Source organism: Aliivibrio sp. S3MY1 (assembly GCF_028765575.1).
Classification (GTDB): Bacteria; Pseudomonadota; Gammaproteobacteria; order Enterobacterales; family Vibrionaceae; genus Aliivibrio.
In genome coordinates, this window is record NZ_JARACO010000022.1 from 1 (window position 1) to 18477 (window position 18477).

At 41.1% G+C, this 18477-nt stretch carries 24 protein-coding genes; 17 read left to right on the forward strand and 7 right to left on the reverse strand.

Annotated elements, in window-relative coordinates; translation table 11 throughout:
- Positions 1-902 (reverse strand): competence protein CoiA family protein (locus PVK62_RS13525; protein ID WP_274449413.1); only part of this gene is annotated, 902 nt, incomplete at its 3' end.
- A 211-nt stretch (positions 903-1113) separates the two neighbouring features.
- On the opposite strand from PVK62_RS13525, the gene PVK62_RS13530 reads away from it, so the two are divergent.
- Positions 1114-1743, forward strand: a complete 630-nt coding sequence (locus tag PVK62_RS13530) for a recombinase family protein (protein ID WP_274449414.1) — start codon at positions 1114-1116, stop codon at positions 1741-1743.
- A gap of 48 nt (positions 1744-1791) precedes the next feature.
- Here PVK62_RS13530 and PVK62_RS13535 read toward each other — a convergent pair whose 3' ends face one another.
- From PVK62_RS13535 to PVK62_RS13560, 6 genes are all read right to left on the reverse strand, one after another.
- Positions 1792-2094: a hypothetical protein gene (locus tag PVK62_RS13535; RefSeq protein ID WP_274449415.1), complete on the reverse strand. Its 303-nt coding sequence runs from the start codon at positions 2092-2094 to the stop codon at positions 1792-1794.
- A 5-nt stretch (positions 2095-2099) separates the two neighbouring features.
- Positions 2100-2876, reverse strand: coding sequence for a ParA family protein (locus PVK62_RS13540; RefSeq protein WP_274449416.1), 777 nt, complete (start codon positions 2874-2876; stop codon positions 2100-2102).
- Positions 2877-3011: 135 nt separating this feature from the next.
- On the reverse strand, positions 3012-3761 hold the full coding sequence (locus tag PVK62_RS13545) for a nuclease-related domain-containing protein (RefSeq protein WP_274449417.1): 750 nt from the start codon (positions 3759-3761) through the stop codon (positions 3012-3014).
- 23 nt (positions 3762-3784) lie between these two features.
- Positions 3785-4114: a hypothetical protein gene (locus PVK62_RS13550; protein ID WP_274449418.1), complete on the reverse strand. Its 330-nt coding sequence runs from the start codon at positions 4112-4114 to the stop codon at positions 3785-3787.
- A gap of 55 nt (positions 4115-4169) precedes the next feature.
- Positions 4170-4781: a DUF2913 family protein gene (locus PVK62_RS13555; protein ID WP_274449419.1), complete on the reverse strand. Its 612-nt coding sequence runs from the start codon at positions 4779-4781 to the stop codon at positions 4170-4172.
- A 777-nt stretch (positions 4782-5558) separates the two neighbouring features.
- The gene (locus tag PVK62_RS13560; RefSeq protein ID WP_274449420.1) at positions 5559-6488 is read right to left on the reverse strand and encodes a replication initiation protein; all 930 of its coding nucleotides are present in this window, start codon (positions 6486-6488) and stop codon (positions 5559-5561) included.
- A 709-nt stretch (positions 6489-7197) separates the two neighbouring features.
- Between PVK62_RS13560 and PVK62_RS13565 the strand changes: the two genes are divergently transcribed.
- From PVK62_RS13565 to PVK62_RS13640, 16 genes are all read left to right on the forward strand, one after another.
- Positions 7198-7365 (forward strand): TraY domain-containing protein, encoded by a 168-nt coding sequence (locus PVK62_RS13565; protein ID WP_274449421.1) that lies wholly within the window; start codon positions 7198-7200, stop codon positions 7363-7365.
- Between the two features lie 283 nt (positions 7366-7648).
- Positions 7649-7852: a hypothetical protein gene (locus PVK62_RS13570; protein ID WP_274449458.1), complete on the forward strand. Its 204-nt coding sequence runs from the start codon at positions 7649-7651 to the stop codon at positions 7850-7852.
- 292 nt (positions 7853-8144) lie between these two features.
- Positions 8145-8729, forward strand: coding sequence for a hypothetical protein (locus PVK62_RS13575; protein ID WP_274449422.1), 585 nt, complete (start codon positions 8145-8147; stop codon positions 8727-8729).
- 9 nt (positions 8730-8738) lie between these two features.
- Positions 8739-8876: a hypothetical protein gene (locus PVK62_RS13580; RefSeq protein ID WP_274449423.1), complete on the forward strand. Its 138-nt coding sequence runs from the start codon at positions 8739-8741 to the stop codon at positions 8874-8876.
- A 32-nt stretch (positions 8877-8908) separates the two neighbouring features.
- Positions 8909-9259 (forward strand): hypothetical protein, encoded by a 351-nt coding sequence (locus PVK62_RS13585; protein ID WP_274449424.1) that lies wholly within the window; start codon positions 8909-8911, stop codon positions 9257-9259.
- Positions 9256-9567 carry a hypothetical protein gene (locus PVK62_RS13590; RefSeq protein ID WP_274449425.1) on the forward strand — a complete coding sequence of 104 codons (312 nt, stop codon included), beginning with the start codon at positions 9256-9258 and terminating at the stop codon, positions 9565-9567. The genes PVK62_RS13585 and PVK62_RS13590 overlap by 4 nt, the downstream gene beginning before the upstream one ends.
- Positions 9568-9579: 12 nt before the next feature.
- The gene (locus tag PVK62_RS13595; protein WP_274449426.1) at positions 9580-12081 is read left to right on the forward strand and encodes a VirB4 family type IV secretion system protein; all 2502 of its coding nucleotides are present in this window, start codon (positions 9580-9582) and stop codon (positions 12079-12081) included.
- Position 12082: 1 nt separating this feature from the next.
- Positions 12083-12322, forward strand: coding sequence for a hypothetical protein (locus PVK62_RS13600; protein WP_274420487.1), 240 nt, complete (start codon positions 12083-12085; stop codon positions 12320-12322).
- 9 nt (positions 12323-12331) lie between these two features.
- Positions 12332-13132 (forward strand): hypothetical protein, encoded by an 801-nt coding sequence (locus PVK62_RS13605; RefSeq protein WP_274420488.1) that lies wholly within the window; start codon positions 12332-12334, stop codon positions 13130-13132.
- Positions 13129-14040, forward strand: a complete 912-nt coding sequence (locus PVK62_RS13610) for a type IV secretion system protein (RefSeq protein ID WP_274420489.1) — start codon at positions 13129-13131, stop codon at positions 14038-14040. The genes PVK62_RS13605 and PVK62_RS13610 overlap by 4 nt, the downstream gene beginning before the upstream one ends.
- A 9-nt stretch (positions 14041-14049) precedes the next feature.
- Positions 14050-14433: a hypothetical protein gene (locus PVK62_RS13615; protein ID WP_274449427.1), complete on the forward strand. Its 384-nt coding sequence runs from the start codon at positions 14050-14052 to the stop codon at positions 14431-14433.
- 9 nt (positions 14434-14442) lie between these two features.
- Positions 14443-15171 carry a VirB8/TrbF family protein gene (locus PVK62_RS13620; protein ID WP_274449428.1) on the forward strand — a complete coding sequence of 243 codons (729 nt, stop codon included), beginning with the start codon at positions 14443-14445 and terminating at the stop codon, positions 15169-15171.
- Positions 15172-15176: 5 nt separating this feature from the next.
- A complete protein-coding gene (locus tag PVK62_RS13625; protein WP_274449429.1) occupies positions 15177-16028 on the forward strand; it encodes a TrbG/VirB9 family P-type conjugative transfer protein in 852 nt (283 codons plus the stop codon).
- Positions 16028-17350, forward strand: coding sequence for a TrbI/VirB10 family protein (locus PVK62_RS13630; protein ID WP_274449430.1), 1323 nt, complete (start codon positions 16028-16030; stop codon positions 17348-17350). Before PVK62_RS13625 ends, PVK62_RS13630 begins: the two co-directional genes overlap by 1 nt.
- A complete protein-coding gene (locus PVK62_RS13635) occupies positions 17347-17709 on the forward strand; it encodes a hypothetical protein (RefSeq protein WP_274449431.1) in 363 nt (120 codons plus the stop codon). The genes PVK62_RS13630 and PVK62_RS13635 overlap by 4 nt, the downstream gene beginning before the upstream one ends.
- Complete coding sequence (locus PVK62_RS13640) at positions 17709-18476, forward strand: hypothetical protein (RefSeq protein WP_274449432.1); 768 nt, start codon at positions 17709-17711, stop codon at positions 18474-18476. The genes PVK62_RS13635 and PVK62_RS13640 overlap by 1 nt, the downstream gene beginning before the upstream one ends.
- The last annotated feature ends 1 nt before the right edge of the window (position 18477 follow it).

Consider the following 18477-nt stretch of genomic DNA (forward strand, 5'->3'; position numbering starts at 1 on the left):
TAATAGTGTTGTAAACACGGTGCACAAATAAGATCGTCGATATAGCCCACTCTACCTTTATGGCAACGGACACATAATCCATCTAAAGATCTCAATATTATGCTTGCTTTTTTATTTGGTATCGTCGTTTTCCTTGATGCTTTATACGATTTAGACCGCTTTTCGATTATGGAAATAGCACTAACTGGTGGTAATGTGTTAGATTTTTCAATCATATCCTTCAACTTAGCTTTCAAGTCTTTCTTTCGTGAAGAATAACGAACATGAGTCAACCAGCGACGAGTACCAAATTTAAACACATAATCCATAACCAACTCTTTGAACGAATTATTATCTTGATTAATAAAGTCATCATAAATACATTTCAGGGATTCTAGGTCAATATCGATTAAGGATAAGTGTTCTTCTTCCTTAGGAAGGAAACTTGGACTTGGGCGGCCGTTATAACTAAAATGAATACCTACCGGATAACCGCTAATATGACAAATAATATCGAGTTCGTTCAATGGTGCTGAAGGTTCGACTTCAAATTTTTCTATAAGTAACTTATGTGACTGTGTTACATAGCCAGTTACCGTATTTTCTCGGTCAAACTTGTCACTTTCTTTAAATTCAATAACCCATTCAGGAAACAACATCTCAAACGATTCTAACTCACGAATACTTTGCTTTATAACCAGCCTTGCTACCACACAAAATGAATATTCACATTCAATTTTTTCGACTGGGTCATCTTTAGCTTTTTTATCATGGGCAAAATGATGTACCTTTTTTTCAGGATCACCTTTCTTTGCGATTAATGCTTGTTTACAGCTCGGGCATATACAGTCACAAGCACGACCACGTACTACTTCGCTAACGTCATAGAACTTATCTTGCTTTAATCCAAAAGGAATTAACATATTAACCTCGGTACATGCTCAATAATATACGGTAATTAATACCGCTAAACCCAACTGTAATGCAAGATGAAAAAACACTTGTTTAGAAAATAGGTGACATTAGGGTCTACCCTAATGTCACAGGGTTAATTTTAGCCCTAAAATCATTTTGTCATCACCTTTTTGTCATGTAATATTAGATCATTACTTTAATGACACCTAGGCTCAATTCATGTACATATTTGGCTATCTAAGAGCATCAACCAAAGAGCAAGATGCAAAAAGAGCACAAGACAGCTTAAAGTCTTTTGCTGAAGATAAAGGTGCTCGTATTGCTGGTTGGTATATTGAGAACGTTTCAGGCGCATCACTACAAAGACCTGAGTTAATGCGATTACTTAAAGATGCAGAAAAAGGCGACGCTATACTTATTGAGCAAGTTGATCGCCTTTCTCGTCTTAATGATGAAGATTGGGAAACACTCAAAGCATTAATCAATAAAAAACAATTAAAAGTGATCAGCTTAGATTTGCCAACCAGCCACACAGTACTAATGAAACATCATAATGATGATTTTACATCAGCCATGTTCAGAGCCATCAATAATATGATGTTAGACATGCTGGCCGCTATTGCACGAAAAGATTACCAAGATAGACGAAGACGTCAGGTTCAAGGTATTGAAAGAGCCAAGATCGAAGGTTTTTACAGAGGCCGAAGACCAGATCTAGATATGCATGAAAAAATAATCCAACTTCGTGTACATAATCAGTTAAGTGTCAATGCAACAGCGAAGTTGGTAGGAGTATCGGCAAGAACTGTGATACGAATAGTTAAATATCATAACGAGAATTTGATATAACTTATTAATAAATATTAAAACTTAATTGTGTATTACACATGTAATACACTAATTCATTAAGTTAATTTGTTCAATTATTTTATTCTCATCTATATCATCTTTAATTGCATAAAGAGCCCTAAATAATTTAGCTGGAGATACCTTTCTTGGAGTATCTTTTTGTAAATCAGCTACCCAATCAGCTATATCTTTTTTATCTGAAATAGACAATCTGAGAGATAAAGGAGGTACTTTATATGTTGTATTAATCTTATCCGAAACGGTAGTTATTTTTTTCTTTGTATCGTTAAATACTTTATCAGCTCGATGACTTAAAGCTGACGACGCTCCTTTTTTTACCAACTTATTCATATGTATTACCTATGTAGTACATTAATTATTTCTTGTGTTAATCGTTTATAGTCATTAACAACCGTAGAACCTGATTTATAAAAACGAACAGGATTAGATAGAGCATTAGCTTGGCTAATATGCTCTGATCTGCGAACAGATGAACTCAACACATTTTCAGCTACATGTTTTAGTTCGGCATCAAGGAAACCATTAATAAGCCCATTTCTAGAATCTACTTCATTCCTAAATATTTTATAATTAGAATCACCTTCTTTTATCTCATCAAGCGCATCTAATAAAGGAGATACCCCATCAATCGAAAAGGCTCCGCTATCTACAGGGATTAATACCAAATCGGAGCACTGTATAGCATTTAAGGTAGTCAAAGATAAATTAGGAGGAGTATCCAATATAACAAAATCAAATAATGTATTTATTTCAGCTAAATGCCTAGATAAAATCCTCTCTCTATTAATTTTTGTTAATGAAGTTTCAATAACCCTAGAAAGCTGAATATCAGCAGGGATTAAATATAAATTTTCAATTTCTTTTTCTCCAGCTAATGCTGGTCGAATCGTATCTTTAATATTCGCAATTTTAGGCTTATCAAATAAATATGCAGAAGATAATTCAAAATCAAACTCCCCAACACCACAAGAAAGAGCTTTTGATGTATTCCCTTGAGGATCTAAATCGATAATTAAGGTTCTTTTTTTTCTAGCTAATTCAGCAGCTACATTAATCACAGTAGTAGTTTTACCTACACCACCTTTTTGATTTGCAACACTAATAATTCTCATACAATCACCTGTAGTACTTATGTACTACATATAATAGCAAGAATAAGACCACAAATAAAGCTGTATTACACATGTAGTACAGCTTTATTTTAGTAACTGATTTGAGGTATGTCAGGAAAATGGAAACTATCGATGTTAATTTTTAGTTCTAGAAAACTCATGCTCATTCGATTTTAATAAATGCCGTATGTTGTTAAAATCATCAGTCGAAAAGCTTATATTGATATTCTGATCTTGTTCACGTAACCAATTTTCAAACATGTTACGTTTAAGTATCTCTGTTTGAGGTTTCTTTTCACCTGTTTGTTTATATATCTTAGCCGTTGGATGCGTAAACACGACAACTGATAATAAGGGCCACTTATCTATATATTTTGATTCTAAAAGTTCTTTTAAAAGTGATGTCGTTCGTAATGATTGAAGAGAAGCATTTTTATAAAATTTTTTACCATTCTGTGAGCTTATTTGATACCACTCTTTATCACTGTTACAGTATACTTCTCCAGCGTAATGTTTTACCTCTACGACAATAAGCCCAACTTTAGGCATGAGAACAAGAAAATCAACCTCGAAATTACGACCTTTAAATATCATATTTTCAGTAGTTATATATCCGTTAATAAGATTTCCCTTTAGTTCTTTCAGTTTGGCTCTCATCAGTTTTTCACCATAATCACCTGCTTCTTTTCTCTTATATGCTGAATAATTAAATGAATTTAAATCAGAAATATCTGGTATGTTCCAATTATCATGGTTTGATTCTCGATATGAACTTTTCTTATTTCTCGTCAAAAATACTGAAATAACGGCAACAATACAGGCGCCTATAGGTCCGACAAGAACAAAACCAACAATTGTAGCAAATACTATTTTCTTAGCTCTCAAGATTAAATCCTAAATTATTTCATTCATCGTATTTTCTGAATGGATGCAGACCAACTAAATGTTTTATCCGTCTCTTTCAAAATCTTAGGGTTATCTATTCTCGCTTTTTTAGCCAAAATGAGTCGCTTACATCTTTCTCTATTGAGTTTGAAAATATTTTGTAAGGCTTGCTCTTTATACTCTTCACCATTACTTTCACACACACTGGCGATAGTAGAAAAATCACTTTGCTTTAACGAATAGATACTGCTGTGTATTTTTGATGTGGCTTTGTCTCGTGTTTCACCATTGTTCATCATTAACTGAATAAGCTCATTATCTTCTCGGGTTAATTCACGATGGGTTTCATTCATTTTTCATTTTCCAATAATCTTTCTATTTTATTATTACATCACGGATAAAATAACATTACTGAGCGGCGGCAGGGGATGAAGTCGCCGTAACTTTATGCAAAAGTAAGGTGGCGCATCTGTCTTCGATAGAGGTCGATACATGCTCTGCAATAAACATTCCTTCCTCGTGGCCATTAATTAATTCCACCAATCGACTTGGCTCATCCATAATAATATAATTTGGTAAGGGCTCAATCAATTCATTATCACTATTAAAACAATGCTCTATCGCCTTTTCACTCGAATAGATAACCCCTTTCTCTCGCGTAATATCAGGATCATCCAATGTGGACTCAAACCCATGATCTTCATAAAGATATGTCAATAAAGCAAAAAGACGATCTGCATCCGTAAATTTATCGGCGTACTGATGATTCATGGCATGAAGTGACCATAATTGAGCTTCAGTCTCTCCATTTTTACGAGCGATAAGCAGTAACGATTTAATGTCTTTTTTTATCATTTCGTTACGTGGTAACTTAATTTGTTTTTTAAAATATTGAATGAGTAACTCATTACGTTTTTCTTTAGGTAGAAATCGACCTGTTACATTAAGGCGGCTGTAAATTAATAATAATGCACTGCTTACAAATTCAGAAAATTGTTGATGGTACTTTAGTTGACTCATGAATATCACTCATGGCTGACGAGACAAGTAGAATACTAAAAAAAGTATGTTTTTTACGGCAAAAAATCATTATTTGATGAATGACTCTCATTTTAAGCGATGTTTTAACGTGTTAAAACTCGTTTAAAATACAAAGCGATGCACAAAAAGAGACCTATAAGGGTCATGACTCGATGATGATCTAGATTAGTAGTCCAGAGTCACCCACAACCACAAGATTGCTTGTAAGCTCATCGGTGGATAAATAACACTTAATTAAAGGTAACCTCAGCCCCTTTCCTGCAAGAATGCTCTTAAGTGTGTTGTTTTGTCAGAGTGCGCTTAATCTTCCTGTCGGATGACAAAAGAAATGTTCAGCGCAGCCAGTAGGGTGATGAATTATTCATGTGTGATGGCATTGAACTGGCTGGGGGCCCGTTAATTTTCTTTTGAAATCTTTTTGTGTATGAAGTGTAAATTGAAAATTAATGGGAGGTACTTAATGTTCTAGTCTTTTATCAACAAAGGATAACTGTTGGAAATAAATAATCTTTTTGAAATATATAAGTAAAGAATATTAGCAAGGATAACAGGGACAATCCTTCGAGTTGATAAAGGGGTCATTCCGACATCTGTGTATAACTAAGTAGTACAACAGAAAAAGAGACCACGTAAAGGGGATAGGAAAGCAAAATAAACATCAAAACAGGGCTAGTTTATCTTATAAAACAACAAAATAAATGAGCAGGCGTGAGTTATCCTACCCAATTAAGAGCATGATCCTATCGCTATTTATCATTAAATAGGTATGGGAGAGAGGGGAGTGATCTGACGAACCGCTAACCCCATACGAGATAACAGGTTATTGGCCATCTTTGTGATGTTCTTTTGCTCTAAGCTAATCTCCCAGCCTTTATCTTTGATGCGCTGCACCAATTTACGGGAAATGTAACTCATGCGCTCAAGAGGCGGCATGTCTGAGAGTTTTATCTTATAGCTTGAGGTGACTTGCGTATGCCTATGCTCCCACACTCGTAAAATATTGTTTTGGCAAAAGGTTTTTAGCGCAAAATCTGCATCATACTGCTCTTGACGTTTCGCCGCTTCAATTTGACGACGTTGGATCTCTATCGATCTCAAACGAGCCAGCTCATCATTATTAATGCCAAGCAATTCATAAAAGAGGGGAGTAGCACATAAGGTTCTTGGTAAATGGCCACCATGCAGAACGTCTTGAACCGATTGGCCGCTATACTCAGGCTCATACAACAAACCCATCACCACCAACTCTTTCATAATAATCGAAATCGTTGAGCTCGATACCTTGATCTCTTTGCCGATCTCAATGCACAAACGAGTGACGTTAATGCAGCCCGTTACTGCATCGGAATGATACGAGATCCAGCGCATCGCATTTTCAAGATTCTGCTTATGATCGACTCTAAAGGACAAGTTACGCTTGCGCATACCCGCTTCGATTAAACGATAAACCAAACAAGGCCACTGCGCATTGAGCCACACACCGTGTTTTTCAACAGTATTAAACAGTTTACGGTTTAACGTGGGTATGGATTTGATTTTACGATGCTCACGCGCAATCAGCTCACGAGCACCATTACTATCAGGCTCACCTAATGCTTCATCAGGATACCAAACAGGGGCAATCGCCCATTTCTTTGAGTGCGTGGTCGAGTTTTGTAACGAAGTGGCTAGGTTAGCTTCTGACATCAGACACACCTTCTAAACACACTCGAACACTCGTCAATATATGAAGAGGGGAGGGGATGCGTCTAAAATTGGGTCTGAGTTTCACAGGCAATATGCCCGCTGGTATTAAATTGGTCATTGTATGATTCCGAAAGATTTTAGGGATGCTTGGTTGCGACGCCAAACATTGAGTAGTTAATGTAGAGGAAAAGATCCAAAAGATCAACCCCTTGAATTTTAGGCACAAAAAAAGCCGTCTACTTTCGGGAAGACGGCTTATTTGCGAATGCTTTTTGGTCAGATTCGCGGTCCGACACACTCTAATTCTTTAGCAAAAATACACCATATATCACACGAGGCATTACATGGTGAGCAGAGCGCTATATGTTGCACTCTCACTTCAAGAACTATGAATAATTATAAAGAGATGCGCTAAAAACATCAAGTAATCACTGATATTTTTTTAAAAATATTTACCATAATATACATAATACGTATTGTTATCAACAGCTTAAGAGTTGCCTATTGCGCTCACTATAATCAGTGATAACTAATCACGGATTATATTCCTATACAACAAATCTATCACGCACTTTTTTTCTAATCTGCTTACACGCGCACATCAAAAAATAACCAAAACAAAATTAATTACTATATATCAATAACTTACACAAGTGCGCAGCATGTATATTATGGTAAATAGCTTTATTCATCGCTAAAAAGGCAATTCATGACAAAAAAAACAGCCACAAAAGCCGTCGGCCTTTGGTTTGAGCTCGATAAAGAGACCAATCGTCTACTCACTCTTCAAGCAGAAAAACACGGCAGAAGTAAGCGAGCAGAAGCCCTTGAAATAGTCAAAAACAATGTTCACAAAAAGAATACTAACAGAATTTAGTGTTCTTTTTTGAATAAAGATCCAACTTTTGGATCTACCGCTCTTTAAGAATTTGGGAACCTGTCCGCTGCTGTGCAGTTAAACATGCTATCGGTAAGCCACTTTTATGAGGAGTGTAAGACTTATTAGATCACTGAAAATGCGTTGAAAACAGCAGTAAGTCTATGGAAGTGCCTGCCGTGTGAATATCCACGTTCAGAGCGCCATAGCATTTTATTAGGCAAGCTCACTTGCATAAGCGAGCTTACCTAATCATCACGGATAAAAAGGAATGGTTGTGAGAATGACCCAAAATGAAATACGCGAAGCCGCACTTAATATTTCTCTCATGCGTGAAGGCAATAAACCACGTACTGAACGTATCGATCGTGAAGCAAAACAACGCATCGATGACAAATGGTATCAATGGCAATTACGACAAATACATGAGGATGGATTGATGTTATCACCTCCGCCTTCTCTTGGGTTTACTCAACGATGCAAATAGCATCACAAGCTCACTCTGCGATAACTACTTGGTTTTAGTGTGTGACAAACACTAAAGAAAACCCGTCTGTTGATGGTCAAACCATTCGTGAAGCCAACACGTAACAATACACACTCTTTTAATCTATTAGGGGGTATAAGTCTTGTAAGTACGTACAAACAGCAACATCCCTCAACGTGCAGTCTATTGGCAGTAGGCTAAAAAACAGCAAGCATCCCGAACAACTATATACAGTACCCAAGTATTTATCGCTGAGTGAGTTTCTTCTCTTATCACATAAGGTAATAACACCATGCAATACGCCTTGTTCTTAATCGGTGAAAAAGAGCAGCACAGACCATTATTGGATGCCGCTGAACTTCACGCCCTTAACGCGACGCTTTCAAACATCACAGAAAACGATAAAAATGAGTCTCAATTTGTGCAAAAACTGGTTTATGGCCGTTACAAGCCTCAACCAGATTTTCATTTTCCACGCAGTGAAGTAAAGCGTCATATCAATAGTGCTATTGGTTTTTGTTTGGCTCACATCTCAAATACTCACGTCACTTATTTAAGTATTGATGACATTAAAATAATCGACGTCAATTTAACCACCAGTTGTGGGCATTGCCCAACACCCCACAAATCCAATGACATTCCTTTTGCTGCCTTAATTTCTTGTCCTTCTGATTTTGAACTGAACAAGCGAGGGGCGGCAAAAACCGTGTTTTTGCGTTGTCATAATGTGGATATACAAACCGACCTACTTAATCGTATGGGGCTGTTTGCCCTTATCTGTGAAGATCGCAGTTATTCATCGCCTGTCACTAAGGACAACTGGACATCACGTATCAATTACCGTCGTGCCACCAAAAAGGCACAAGAATTAAGATAAGGATAGAAAATGTCAAAGCAAATACCTATCGCCGAAGTGAAAAAATTACCAATCACTCGTTCATTTAAAATTACAGATGTTCCAGAGATCCGATTGGTGCGATCTACATCGGCAAGGTTTGAGAATGCTTCAAATATTGTTGAGTAGCCAATTGTAAGCACTCAAAGACGTGACAATTTATGACACCATCAAACCCAAAACTCAAGAACACCACTGTCCTTGATAAACATTCACTCATTATCGGCCTACCCGTTGAAATTCTGGCCATCACCGCGCTCTTTAGTGTTTTTGGTGTTGGTTTGCTTATTTCATTGGGTGGGCTTTTTTGGGGCTTAATTCTAGGCTCGCTCTGGATAACCCTACTATTTATGCCCATGCGGGCATTGCACAAACACGATCCACAAGCATGGAAAGTCTGGATTAATACACTGCAACACGCCTCACTTTCCCCACAAACCATCATTAAAAAAGACATCCGTATCATGCAAAAACACCGCGTGACGCCCTTTACTCTTTGGAGAAAAAAATGAAAACAACCCGTTCTATCCTTCCCCTGATTTTGTTATTCCCAACCCTTGCTCATGCTCGCGTCTCTATTGGCTCAGGCGGGGGCGGCCCATTCAGTAAAGTCGCCGATTTCTTCCAAGAAATCGTTGATTTCCTTGGGGGCACAGGCACTTTGTTCGTGGTCTTTGTTGCCATTTGTGCGGGTATTGGCCTTTGGGTCTTCATCCCAAAACAAGCGGGAACGGCCCTTGGTTGGATTTTTCGAGGCTGTATTGGTGCCATTGCGTTATTTAGCATGGGCACCGTCATTACTTGGCTACAAAGCTTCTAGGAAAAGACTCTCATGGCAGCATTAAATCAATTTATACACACGTTTGCGGCCATGAACTCCGTGGCCATTACCGATACTGGCAGCGTGATTGGGGTGCTTGAGCTTTCAGGCGTTGAACCTGCAATGTTAAGCAATGAAGACAAATCACTCATGACTCGCTTACTTCGCGGTCTTATTCAACGCTTACCGGTTCATGCCACCTTAACGCAATATTATTTTCATCAAAACAACGCTCATGTATCGCTATTACCAAGAAACAACCCACGAGCACAATTGGTCTCCACGCGCCGTGCTCACTTCTTAAGTCACACGCGAGACATGAACCGCTCTAATTTATATTGGGCAATCGAAATCGCCCCATCAAGCGCCCTAAATTCAAAAAAGGGATTGATTGCCTCCTTTTTTCAAGCACTGGTTGATAAGAACCAACGCCAATTATTACGACTGGCTTTATCGCATCGTGAATGCAGTTTAATTGAAGAGCGTGAGTTTCTTGCTCAATGTGATGCACTCAACGACACATTAGATAAGCTGGTGTTGGGCTTGAGCTTTCGCTCTCTGACTAATACTCGATTGAATGACGGCTCGTTGTTCTTTTTACAAAAATCCTTAGTGCAACTTTCGCCACGTTATTTACAAGAAAGCGCGGGAGCCCCTCGCTCTGATTGGGATAAATATCTGGCTACCGTTGAAGTAACCACCGTAATTGTAGAAGGGGTTCATTATCTTAAAATTGGGGCCTCGCAGCCTGTGTATGCTCGCATTGCGAGCGTACAAGGGGTTGGAATGGAAACCGTACCAGAAAGCGCATGGGCCAGTGAATTAGCCCCTGTATTAGAGAAGGGAAACTATCTTTTGTTTACCCGCTTTACCCCGTTTACCACTCGTGAAAAACACGCCATGGTATCGGCTCGTGAAGGTGAGCTCTATCGTTCACAAGTCGCCATTTCCGATTTAGTGTTAGGCACCGCCTCGGCGGGCGCGATTAAAGAAAAAATGAACGCCAACCCACGATTAAAAGAGACCTTGTCAGAGCTTGATACCATCGCGCACGATTCAGATAAATACGGCCTATTCAATTCATCCGTGGTTATTTTTGATACCAGTGTGGCTTTGGTTCGTGAGCGCGTTAAGCGATTAAATTCCGTGCTTGAGAACGCTGAATTTCACTTACTGTGGGAAAGTATCGGACTTGTTGGAGCCTATACACAATTGTTGCTCGGCGCCACATCAAAGGGGCTGCGCACCAGTACCATCAATACCACCCAAGCTGCTGCACTGTCTCTCTTTTATCGCTCAAATGAAGGCTTACCGCTGTGGGATTTTGGTCGAAAAAAAGAAGAAGCGCTTTACATTCTCGAAGGGGATGACGGGGTTCCGTTTCACTATACCCCGTTTGTCGGTGATAAATGTTTGGTCATTGGGGTTGGTCCAACGCGAAGCGGTAAAACCTTCTTAAAAAACTGCATCGCTACCCATTTTTCAAAACTCGGCGGCATGTATTGCGCCATGGACATAGACCAAGGCTCTGAGCCTGTGGCTCGGTTCTTCAAAGAAGATGGTGCCATTTTTCGATTAAGCGATACCCAAACCACCGAAGGATTTAATCCCTTCATGATGGCCACGGGCCCTGAAGATGACGCTTTTCGTCGTCACATGATGGGCCTTATTCGTTTGATGCTACAAGAGAATGATGCGGTTGAGTTGCAAACCTTAACCTCGGATGAGCAAGCGCAGCTTGACCACGCCATCTTAACCACCATGTCACAAGAAACGCCTGAATTGAAAAACTTCTCAGCCATGCTCGGACAATGCAGTCCATCAGTGCATAAGAAACTCGCGTATTTCAAGCGAGGCGGGTTATATGGCAACTTATTTGATAACGATGTAGATGCGATTGGGGTATTAGATAAGCCGTTTTCTGTCTACAACACTGAAGGGGTCAAAGATTACCCAAAGCTCGCCACCTTAGTGAATACTGAATTATTTTTTAGGGCGGTTCGCTTATTTGAAAACCCACTCCATCGTGAGCGAGCGAAGTTTCTTGAAGTGGATGAGTGTCAATATGTTCTGTCACAAAAAGGGGCGGCTGAATTTTTGATTAAAAAAGCCAGAACGTGGTTTAAGCACGGGGGCGGAATGGGCTTTTGGACTCAATCCCCTAAACACTATTCAGCACTTGAGGAATGGTCAACGCTGCGAAGCGCCGCAACCACCTTCATTTTCATGAGCGACAAGGAAATGGAAGAGCAAGAATATAAAGACGCCTTTCCGTTTTTGACTAGCCATGAATGCGACATCATCTTGAACCTCATCCCACGAAAACAAGCGTTCATCAAACAAATGGACATTGGTGTGGCCAAAATCGTCAATCTTCATGTAGAGCCTGAGCAATACGTTATTGCTACTTCAAGACCTCATGAAGCCGCTCTTGCACAACGTATCTACGGTGAAGAAAGTGACATTGATGTAGCTATCGATCGCATTGTGAATGAACTCGGATTAAGGAAATAACATGATAAAAAAAACACTGTGCATGATATTACTTATCACCACACTCCCGACTCATTCCGTCGTTTTAACGCCGATGGCAATATCTATATTAGTAACACTTTCTGACTATCAAAAAGCTTTGTATTTGCAATGTGCCAGTAAGACAGAAATGACCGCTGAAGAAATCATCACCTGTGAAAAGCTAAAAAAGGAAGTGTCATTACTCCAAATAAAACTCAGTCCTTTACCTAGATCGGATTAAGGAAATAGCATGAACTTTTATACGACAAAGAAAAAAGTCCTGGTATTAATAATAAGCGGCTGCTTATCCTTTAAGGCCGTTGGCTCTGGCTTTCCCGTGGTTGATATTGCGGGATTAGTTCAAGCGGTAACTCAATACAGTCAACTCATTCAAGAATACGAGCAAATTCTTAAGCAAACAGGACTTAACACTGACCAACTGCTTACGGCCATTGACCAATACACCCAAACCTTAAGGGAGTATCAAGTTCTGCTCAATCAAGTGGAATCACTAAAAAATAAACTTGATAGAAAAGATTACATGGCCATCAGTCGAGACATGAACCGCTTGTATGAAAACCATTTGTTAGATACGGAGGTTCCTCAGACATTGGAATTATCTCGCCGTCAGGCGGATTTTGGTACTCGTGATGACATGAATACCTTAGCAACGGATGCACTCAGTTACGTTCCGCAAGATTTAAGCTATTCGTATAACTTAGCCAATAACGCGAATAATGAATCCAAAGAGCGAGAATATTATCGGGAGCTAAATAAACAAAGTCGTGCCGACATCGACCATCTGGATGAGCAACGATTGAGCTTAGGCTCTCAAAGTGAGTTAGCGACCTTGCAATTGATTGTTGAGCAAAACCAAATATTGATTGACCAAATCGCGATAAGCAATGAAATGAAACTGGCTTCCATGAGCTCCAGCAATATGGCCAATCAATCCGCTCAAATTGAATTACGCTCAAAGCTCAAACGCCTAGAGCGAATGAAAAGAGCCAAAGAGCAAGGCATTATCATTGATGAAAGGCCATTGCGATGAGTGCAAGTAATACGTTTAGAGACGTATTTTCACAGTCGATCACTCGATTTGTAGACATGCTGATTAATAACGGGGATATTTCTTGGTTTGCTACCGCAATTTTAGTGGTGTTGTTTGTCATTCTTTATTTTACCGAAGTCGCAAAATACATGTTAATCGGCATCGATAAAGAAAGTATCATCCAATCCACGCTCATGGTTTTTGCAACCTTGCTTATCATCGCAAGCTACCAACTCTTGTTTGATAATTTGCATGTTCTTTTTGATGAAATTGGACTCTCTATTCAAGAAGCGGCGACGGGAAAACGAGATCCCTTTTATCTTTTTAATTGGGTTACGTATTCACTCACCACCATGTATAACGAAGACGTTTCCTTTTGGAGTATGCCCGTTGGAGACGTCATTTATGCGGGACTCTGGTATCTTGTGGCCATTGCTTTGCAATTGGTCATGTTCCTTATTAGCTCATGGGCGGTTTGGACATTATCGTTAGCAAAAATACTCGGTGTTCTGTTCATTCCATTACTTATTCACCCCTCGACTCGCAACCTATTTGATGGTTGGTTCAAGTTTACCCTTGGCAGTTTGATGTTATTAATTGTATTAAGAGCAACAGGTGCCATTTCAGCCTTAGCCATTCAAGCCCAATTCCAATCCATCGGATTAATGGTGTGTGGTGACGCATTGAACTTCTCATCTTGTAATGGCGTTGATAGATTGCAAAACACCACCATGATGGGGGCTGATTTCATTGATTTAATCGTCACAGGTCTCATGGCTATTTTATTAATTGGATCGTCAATTGGACTCACCGCTGCACTGGTGGGTGGTATAGAATCACCAAGTCGAGCCGCCTCTTCTGGTGCGTCTAAAGCCGCATCAGTGATTGGTAAAAACTTTTTAAAATAAGGAAACAACATGCTTAATAACATCAACAAAAAAGAGCTTTTGACCACGGTCTTACAACTAATCGGGCTCGCGGTGACTATTCTCATCATCATGATGATTGGCCAGCTCTCTCAATTAACTCAAAGTCACTCGGATATGTATTTGCACACTCACGATGGTTGGAAAAACGCAGCCCCTGAAAATGCGGCGCTGATTGTTGCATATCGTGAGGAATGCATTGATAAAAACAAAGCCTCTAAGCAACCGCTTGTTGATAAAGAAGCCGAAGTAAATTGTGCCAAGAAAATGGGCGTCTACCCGCTGTATCGTCAACTGCAAGAGCACCCAACATTAAACGCGCAATGGCCATTGAAACTCTTTATTAATGACATCACCGTCACCAATGCTATCTAGGAGTATGTTATGCCATCCAGTATCGTCATTGATACGCCATCGGGGGCTGAAGCCCTCGATAATGAGCTAAAGCAACGCGCCGCCCTTCGCGCTGAACGCAATCGATGGTTCGCCATCTGTTTATCCTTAGTGGTCGTGGTCTTTTTCTCCCTTGCCTTTGCGTGGTTTGCCTTTTTAAAGGCAAACAACAACAAAGAAATTGTTTATGTCAAACTCGCCCCCAACGGCTCATGGTCCGTTGTGGATTACCAGCCCCAAGATGCACAGCTCTACTTTAAAACCACCATCGACAGCCTCCTTTCTCGCTACACCAGCCTACGTTATCAAGTCAATCCAAGCACCATCGCCACCGATTGGGGCGACGCCAGTCTCCTTATGGGGGCGGATTTGCGTGATGACTTTGTTTCCCCTCGCGGATTTAATGCCAAAGAGAAAGCGGCCAAGATAGTCACCAGTCGAGATAAAGTTACGATTGAGTTTCGTAACATCGAGCACTACGACCAAATCAATGCCACCAGCGCCGATGGCATTGAGAACAACGTGATACGCAGCAACGTGTATTTCACTCGCACGTCTAAAACTATGGGCCGAACCACGCCCCCTGAAAAATTGGTATTAAGTCTTCAATGGCAACTCATGGATAAAGTTGAGTTAGCCGAGCAAAGCATGGATTTTTTACGTATCAACCCGATAGGTATTCAAGTCCTCTCTCAACAACTCAACATCGAGCGTGAGTAACCCTTATGAAAACACTGGTCTTCGTCGCCCTGCTTGGGGTAACGAGCGTTAGCGTGCAAGCCGCTACCTGTAAACAATTACGATTCTCTGAAAACGACATTATCACGGTACGCTCTGCCATCGGCATGGGCACCCGTATTCAACTCCCCGCCAATTTAATTTCTGAGCCTGCAACCTCCAACAACCATTTATGGGATGTAGAGGGCATTGTTGGCACCAATCAGATTGTGCTTAAACCCAACTCAAGCCTAAAGGAAGGCGAAAACACCATGATTTACGTCTTCACCGACGATGGACGTGTGATTGACATTAACGCCTCCAGAGTGGCAGTAAAAGCAAATCAGCCTTGTGTAGTACTCGACCCAAGCCCTGCCTTTTTCAGTAAAGACACAAAAATGGCCATTCGTGGGTTTGCACAACAACCGCAGCTTGGTGTGAACGCCCGCTCTGAAAGTGACATTGCTCGTATCGACCAATTAGAAAAGCAGTTGGACATTGCAAAGCAAACCAACGAGCTAGAGCGTAAACAAGCCATCATCAGCGCGTTAAAAAAATACCGTTATCGTATTTATACCCGCTATCAATGGGATGAAGGCAAAGAGTTTGTCGGACGCAACACCATTTCGGATGTGTACGACGATGGCCAATTTACCTACATTCGCCTTGCTAATCCAAACCGTGGCATTTTAAGCGTTGAAACCATGATAGGTGGAAAGAACGCCATAGCCCCAACGGATTACGTCGATGAATACGCCATGTATAAAGTCACGGGCATTTACCCACAATTCACGCTGCGCGTGGATGAGGTCACTCTCAAGATTAATCGCATGGATAACCAAACCAAAGGGAATCTGTGATGAGTGAAGAAAAAGAACTGGTACGAACTCAAGAGCTTGAGAATGAGCCGATTGAAACCCAAGCCGATTATAAAAAAATGGGCATTACCCTCGGGGCCGTGGTGTTTGGGGTGTTATTTACTTTGTTTGGGCTCAACTTTGCGGCGGATAAAAGCCGCAAAAATAATGAAGTGAATGAGCCCGCGCCCAGCAAGCAAACAACCACGGTGACATCCGCGTCTTCCTTTGAAGATGAAGTGTTTAAAACCGTAGGCAACAAACGCAATCCCGCGCAAGAATCTACCGATATAGTGGGTTCAGCCTCTATTCCAAATTATCGACAACAAGAAGGGGGCAATTCACTGACCTCCATGCTTGGTCCTGATTTAGTCGAGCAAGAAAAAGGAAAACATGACGCACTAGAAATGAAGCGGGCCTTACTCTCTAGTCGCTCCGCATGGGGATTGAAAAGCCCCGTCATTGAAAGCTCAGTGGCGACAGGAAGCACGCGAAGGCCGATACCCAACGCTTCACCGCCATCGGATGATAGGTTATCAAGTGACGACCAGCGTCTTATGATAGCCAATCGATTAAAAGAAGCCGAAGCCCTAAAACAACGAATACTTCAAGGAGACACCAGCTCACTGGACAACAGTCAAAACCTAACGACTCAACTCAATACCCTTGAGGCGAGTTTTTCACCGCCACCAACCAACATCGTTGGGTTTACCAAAGAAAATACCTACAACGCCTCAACAGAGGGCTTGCTCAAACTCCCGATAGGCACACTCATTCCCGCCATCACCGCCATGAAAACCAACAGCGATTACTCAGGCTCGTTCAAAGCCACCGTATCTCAAGATGTGTTTGATTTAAGTGGGGAATACGTTCTGGTGCCACGCGGCGCTCAGGTGATTTTAAAATCCGTCTCTATCAGCAATGTCAACGAGCCCATCAGCAGTCGCATGGGCATTACGGTGCCATGGATAGTATTGCCTAACGGCAACAAGATTGATTTAAGTAAATCCTCTGGCATGGACAGAGAAGGCATTAACGCTCTTGGGGACATGGTTGATAGGCATTTAATGGCGCAATTCTTTGGGGTTGCGGCTTACGCGCTTGTGGCCACAGAAACCAGTCGTGCTGGCACCAGTAGCGACAGCGATTCCAGTTACGCTGGGGATGTGGGTGAAGGACTTCGCTCTCAAGCTGCTCCCCTTGCTCAAAAATACTTATCCCTTACCCCAACCATTACCCTACGGGCAGGGCAAAGTATGAACATCATGATTGAGGATGAGATATTTCTCTCACCTTGGCGCAATATTTACGAGGATTATTTATGAAAAAATCAACGCCCTATCTGTTTGGGCTACTACTCATGGCAAGCGTTAATGTCAACGCCACGCCCTATCTTACCGAAGTAGACCCACTTCAAGTCTCCGTCAGAACCGTATGGCCACCAGAGCTGACAACGGTTGAAGATGCGGTGACATGGTTGATTGAACCACTAGGGTATGAACTAACAACTCAGTACCCCGCCCCAAGTAGCGCAAAAGACATACTTGGAGCCCCTATTCCAACAGGCGCTAAATTGCACCGAACCATGCCCGTGTTAGACGCCATTCAAATTCTGATAGGCACCGACAACACCATTCTATTAGACAAAAAGCATCGCTTACTCAGCGCCGCACGAGGTCATTAATGAAGACTCTACGCTCTCTCTTATCGTTTATTACTGTACCGCTCTTACTCAGTGCGTGTGCTTCCGATCCTTATGAAGGTCGCGGTGAATATTTTGCACTGACTCAGCGACACATTATTGAGCTGGATTTATCTGTAATAAAACCAAGCCAAACGGCGCAAACCCAACAAAGTGCCAAACAGCTTGCCTTGATACAAAGCCAAGTCAGTGAAAAAGACGCCTCTCCAAGCAACGATAAAATGTATCGATTCACCCTTAAAGAAGGGGAAACCTACCGCTCGGCCATTCGTCGCTGGTCAAAAAAAGCGGGCTATAGCAACGTAGTTTGGTCAATGGATGAGTTAGGCATGAGCGCCATCAATGGCACCAATCCTGAGCTTGTGGATTATCACGGCACCTTAAAGAAAGCCATGAGCTTACTTGCTGCCAAACTTAACACCCCTATTCGACTGACTGTATCAGAAAAAGACAAGGTGCTTGGTGTGTATGACTTTGATGAAGAGCCAAAACTCACTCACATCAAAGGCAACTCATTAAAAGACGTAGTGCGTAACATCGTGATTAATTACGGCCTCAAATGGTCGGACGATGCCAACGATTCTCGCAGTTGGTTAGCGCTCAATGATTACACCTTTGGGGCCAACTATTACTTATTAACCAGAGAAAACGACGTCAATAGCGCCCTGCAAGTGGTGTTGTCGAGTTACCCCGTTCGCTCTGAAATTTTAGAATCCACTAACCAAGTCTTTATCTTGGAGGAAAATTAAT

What these genes read in the sequence shown, in the direction of transcription:
- PVK62_RS13530 (WP_274449414.1), top strand. Translation starts at nt 1,114, where the DNA reads ATGTACATATTTGGCTATCTAAGAGCATCAACCAAAGAGCAAGATGCA.
- PVK62_RS13535 (WP_274449415.1), bottom strand. Translation starts at nt 2,094, where the DNA reads ATGAATAAGTTGGTAAAAAAAGGAGCGTCGTCAGCTTTAAGTCATCGA.
- PVK62_RS13540 (WP_274449416.1), bottom strand. Translation starts at nt 2,876, where the DNA reads ATGAGAATTATTAGTGTTGCAAATCAAAAAGGTGGTGTAGGTAAAACT.
- PVK62_RS13550 (WP_274449418.1), bottom strand. Translation starts at nt 4,114, where the DNA reads ATGAATGAAACCCATCGTGAATTAACCCGAGAAGATAATGAGCTTATT.
- PVK62_RS13555 (WP_274449419.1), bottom strand. Translation starts at nt 4,781, where the DNA reads ATGAGTCAACTAAAGTACCATCAACAATTTTCTGAATTTGTAAGCAGT.
- PVK62_RS13560 (WP_274449420.1), bottom strand. Translation starts at nt 6,488, where the DNA reads ATGTCAGAAGCTAACCTAGCCACTTCGTTACAAAACTCGACCACGCAC.
- PVK62_RS13565 (WP_274449421.1), top strand. Translation starts at nt 7,198, where the DNA reads ATGACAAAAAAAACAGCCACAAAAGCCGTCGGCCTTTGGTTTGAGCTC.
- PVK62_RS13570 (WP_274449458.1), top strand. Translation starts at nt 7,649, where the DNA reads ATGACCCAAAATGAAATACGCGAAGCCGCACTTAATATTTCTCTCATG.
- PVK62_RS13575 (WP_274449422.1), top strand. Translation starts at nt 8,145, where the DNA reads ATGCAATACGCCTTGTTCTTAATCGGTGAAAAAGAGCAGCACAGACCA.
- PVK62_RS13580 (WP_274449423.1), top strand. Translation starts at nt 8,739, where the DNA reads ATGTCAAAGCAAATACCTATCGCCGAAGTGAAAAAATTACCAATCACT.
- PVK62_RS13585 (WP_274449424.1), top strand. Translation starts at nt 8,909, where the DNA reads ATGACACCATCAAACCCAAAACTCAAGAACACCACTGTCCTTGATAAA.
- PVK62_RS13590 (WP_274449425.1), top strand. Translation starts at nt 9,256, where the DNA reads ATGAAAACAACCCGTTCTATCCTTCCCCTGATTTTGTTATTCCCAACC.
- PVK62_RS13595 (WP_274449426.1), top strand. Translation starts at nt 9,580, where the DNA reads ATGGCAGCATTAAATCAATTTATACACACGTTTGCGGCCATGAACTCC.
- PVK62_RS13600 (WP_274420487.1), top strand. Translation starts at nt 12,083, where the DNA reads ATGATAAAAAAAACACTGTGCATGATATTACTTATCACCACACTCCCG.
- PVK62_RS13605 (WP_274420488.1), top strand. Translation starts at nt 12,332, where the DNA reads ATGAACTTTTATACGACAAAGAAAAAAGTCCTGGTATTAATAATAAGC.
- PVK62_RS13610 (WP_274420489.1), top strand. Translation starts at nt 13,129, where the DNA reads ATGAGTGCAAGTAATACGTTTAGAGACGTATTTTCACAGTCGATCACT.
- PVK62_RS13615 (WP_274449427.1), top strand. Translation starts at nt 14,050, where the DNA reads ATGCTTAATAACATCAACAAAAAAGAGCTTTTGACCACGGTCTTACAA.
- PVK62_RS13620 (WP_274449428.1), top strand. Translation starts at nt 14,443, where the DNA reads ATGCCATCCAGTATCGTCATTGATACGCCATCGGGGGCTGAAGCCCTC.
- PVK62_RS13625 (WP_274449429.1), top strand. Translation starts at nt 15,177, where the DNA reads ATGAAAACACTGGTCTTCGTCGCCCTGCTTGGGGTAACGAGCGTTAGC.
- PVK62_RS13630 (WP_274449430.1), top strand. Translation starts at nt 16,028, where the DNA reads ATGAGTGAAGAAAAAGAACTGGTACGAACTCAAGAGCTTGAGAATGAG.
- PVK62_RS13635 (WP_274449431.1), top strand. Translation starts at nt 17,347, where the DNA reads ATGAAAAAATCAACGCCCTATCTGTTTGGGCTACTACTCATGGCAAGC.
- PVK62_RS13640 (WP_274449432.1), top strand. Translation starts at nt 17,709, where the DNA reads ATGAAGACTCTACGCTCTCTCTTATCGTTTATTACTGTACCGCTCTTA.